General features: G+C 41.4%; 4 protein-coding genes. 2 read left to right on the top strand and 2 right to left on the bottom strand.

From position 1 onward, the window contains the following. The coding region (locus Q0236_RS04730) for a glucose-6-phosphate isomerase (RefSeq protein WP_297915610.1) at positions 1 to 986 on the top strand (986 nt) is incomplete at its 5' end. A 236-nt stretch (positions 987 to 1,222) separates the two neighbouring features. Continuing rightward, positions 1,223 to 1,615: a VOC family protein gene (locus Q0236_RS04725; protein WP_297915608.1), complete on the top strand. Its 393-nt coding sequence runs from the start codon at positions 1,223 to 1,225 to the stop codon at positions 1,613 to 1,615. Between the two features lie 161 nt (positions 1,616 to 1,776). On the opposite strand, the gene Q0236_RS04720 is transcribed toward Q0236_RS04725, so the two are convergent. Next, a complete protein-coding gene (locus Q0236_RS04720) occupies positions 1,777 to 2,496 on the bottom strand; it encodes a hypothetical protein (RefSeq protein WP_297915606.1) in 720 nt (239 codons plus the stop codon). 11 nt (positions 2,497 to 2,507) lie between these two features. Further along, positions 2,508 to 3,301: hypothetical protein (locus Q0236_RS04715; RefSeq protein ID WP_297915604.1), on the bottom strand; the 794-nt coding region annotated here is incomplete at its 5' end.

The raw sequence follows: 3,301 nt of genomic DNA, 5'->3' as shown, positions 1-3,301 counted from the left end.
TGGATAATCTCGACGGGCGCAGCGTAAATCGCGCGCTAGAAGGGCTAAATTTTGCCCGCACGATATTTATCGTATCGTCCAAATCAGGCGGCACGATCGAGACGATCTCGCTTTTTAAAGTAGTTTTGGATCGCTTCGGCGTGCGCGATCTAAAAAGCTTGGCACGCAATTTCATCTTCATCACCGACGCAGGCTCGCCGTTAGATATCTTCGCGCGCGAGCACGGCGCTAGCGTCCTAAATACGCCTCGCAACGTCGGCGGTCGCTTTAGCGTGCTAAGCGCGATGGGGCTCGTGCCCGCAGTAGGGCTAGGGCTCGATGCACACGCGCTTCTGAGCGGTGCGGAGGAAGCAAAAAGAGCGTATCTGGATGAAATTTTATCCGCAAGCGGCGAGGCAGCGCAGAATAAAATTTTACAAAAAGCCCACCACTACGCCACGCACAGAAGTGCGAAAATCAACGTCCTTTTTAGCTACTGCGACGCGCTGCGCGGCTTCGGCGAGTGGTACGTGCAGCTCTGGGCCGAGAGCCTGGGCAAAAAGATCGGCTTTAGCCGCGAGGGGCTCACTCCTATCGGGCTTTCGGGCTCGCGCGATCAACACAGCTTCCTTCAGCTCATTATGGACGGCATCAAGGACAAAACCGTAACCTTTCTAAAGATCGCAGACACGGGGCTTTCGGACGCCGTACCGCAGCTCAGCCTAGAGCCGCTTCAGAGCTGCGACTTCGTAAACGGCATGCGCCTGAGCGAGGTGCTAGGCCGCCAATGCGACGCCACGCTGCAAGCGGTCAGCAACGAAGGTATCAGCGTCGATCTCATCGAGGTTTCGCGCCTGTGCGAGCAGAGCGCGGGATTTTTGTTTTACTACTTCGAGCTGCTGACCAGCGCCACCGGAGCGATCCTAGGCGTCAATACCTACGATCAGCCGGGCGTCGAAGCGGGCAAAATAATCTTAAAATCGATGATTTTAAAATCGAGGGGTTAAATTTAGCTTCTATTTTGCGGGGTCGTGAAATTTCACTGCGTTCGATTTTGTTTAGGCTAAATTTTTAGAATTTTAAAATTACCGCTGTGAAATTCTGCGCGTAAAATTGACGCCGCGGAATTTTGATTTCTCGCTATGAACATTTGGAATTTTGTCGCAAAATTTCACGGCAGAATTCCAAGATTGCACCGCGAGGCGTAAAAATTTTGCGACTTGCAAGCGCACAGGGAGATGAAATGAAAATCACAGAGATCGATCACTTCGTCCTAGTTACGGAGGATCTGCAAAAATGCGTGCAATTTTACGAAGGGATTTTGGGCTTAGAGCACGTTTGCGAGGGCGGCAAACACAGCCTGCGCTTCGGCTCTTCAAAGATCAATATCCACACCCGCGCGGGCGAGTTTGCGCCGTTTGCAGCGCGTCCTAGCGCAGGCTCGGCGGACTTTTGCCTCATCTGCGAGGGGCAAAGCGCGCAGCAGCTCAAAACGGAGCTTGAAAGCAAAGGGGCACAAATAGAGCTTGGCGTCGTGCCTCGCACCGGCGCGCGCGGCGCTATGCAAAGTATCTATCTGCGCGATCCTGACGGCAATCTCGTAGAGCTCGGCGCATATGAAAGCGGCGATGATTAGCGCGTAAATTTTAAAGGCAAAATTTCAAGCGGAGCGTTAGAATTTAAATTTTCTAAATTCTATTTTTCATTAAAGATCGATATTCTGCGGATTAAATTGTTTATCCTGCGGTACGCTAATTATGTATCGTTTGTATATTTTTTAAACCTTATCTTTTGTTTTTAGAATTTCATAAATTTGTTCATTTTATTCACTATTATTTTTGCAATATCATAAGGCGGTTTCCAAAATAAATATCCCTCTGTAATATCTATATTTAGCGTATCCAAGAAATATTTTTGCAGCTCGCCAAACTCCTTTTTATTATTGATCGTAAATACTTCAGAATCGCGATCATTGCATATCAGTAATTTATCACAAAGCAAGAACCTAACGGTTTTCTCAAATAGAATATAGTAGATAAATTTAATAATGGGCATCAGCAATAAGCCCATAATTATAAAAATAAACATATAAAATTTAAAGTTGTATAATGCCACGAAGATCATTATAAATAAAACTAAAACACAAAATTTAATTTTCACATCAAAGGGCGCAAAATTAGGAATCATATAAGCATATCTGTAAACGGAGATGTTGTTTAGAGCTATCTCTTTTTCGCATTTTGTTTTATTTTTAAATTCTATTTTGTCCTTCATAAAGGTTATCGTTTTTTTGCTATTTATAAAGCTCGCTGCGTATATAAAGAAAAATGCGGTGCCATAACCTAGCAATATTTTCATATAAAACCTAAATTTATACTCACTGCTAAAATGATAGGTCAAAGAACAAATTAACAAAATTCCAAGAGCTATCAGCCAAAACAGATCGTCTAGCTTTTTTATAACTATCGGATCTTTGTCGTAATCTCTAAACTCAACCTCTTTGTTCCTTGTATCCATAACCGCCCACTTTAGCTAAGATAATATTTTTCTATTTTATCTATATTGATATTTTTTCGAACTAAAAACCATTCTTTTATTTCGTTTAGCCTTTCCGCATCATATACGCAAACTAAATAATTTTTTGCCGATAAAATAGAGCTTAAATAATAAGTATTTTCCTGCTCATAGTACGGATAATCCACTACGATTGCAGAAAAGAATGAAAAATTCTTAAAATTGCCTACAATTAAAAAGTGAAAAAATATTTTCAAAAAGATTGCAGAAAGTATTGAAAAAATGAAGAATAATAAAATTTGCGATGATAGAAACGATAGTGCTGCAATAGAAAAAATTATAATAATATTATAAATGAAGCGACGAATCTTATCATCGTTGCAATATCCCCAAAATGGTCTGCCTATCACATCATTTAAATGAAGATTGTTGGTCCTTCTCTCAAGCTCGCCGTTGTTATAGAAATCTATAGAATTATTCATAAAGTAGATTTTGCAATTATTGTTGCTAACGCAGCTGCTATAAATAAGTCTCAATACTATCGCTATAAAAATTCCAAATATAACGCTAGAGCCTATTTCCATCATCGATATATGGTGTTTTGAAAAAATTAAATCCCATATACTTAGGATATATCCACCTAAAATCATAGGCGCGTATAAAAATGTAATTGTAGATATTAGCAGCCTCTCATAATTTTTTACTATTATTGGATATTTGTCGTAATCCCTGGCTTTGGGGCTCTGCTGCAAAGAGCCGCTATCATCCGAGATAAAATTTTGCGGCTCTGCGTTGTTATCACAGGCAG

This window comes from uncultured Campylobacter sp., from assembly GCF_938031315.1.
Lineage (GTDB): Bacteria > Campylobacterota > Campylobacteria > Campylobacterales > Campylobacteraceae > Campylobacter_B.
The sequence above is the reverse complement of the archived record's forward strand: the minus strand, read 5'-3'. Positions and strand labels throughout refer to the sequence as shown.

Coding starts and splice junctions, on each gene's coding strand:
- Q0236_RS04725 (WP_297915608.1), top strand. CDS start 1,223: ATGAAAATCACAGAGATCGATCACTTCGTCCTAGTTACGGAGGATCTG.
- Q0236_RS04720 (WP_297915606.1), bottom strand. CDS start 2,496: ATGGATACAAGGAACAAAGAGGTTGAGTTTAGAGATTACGACAAAGAT.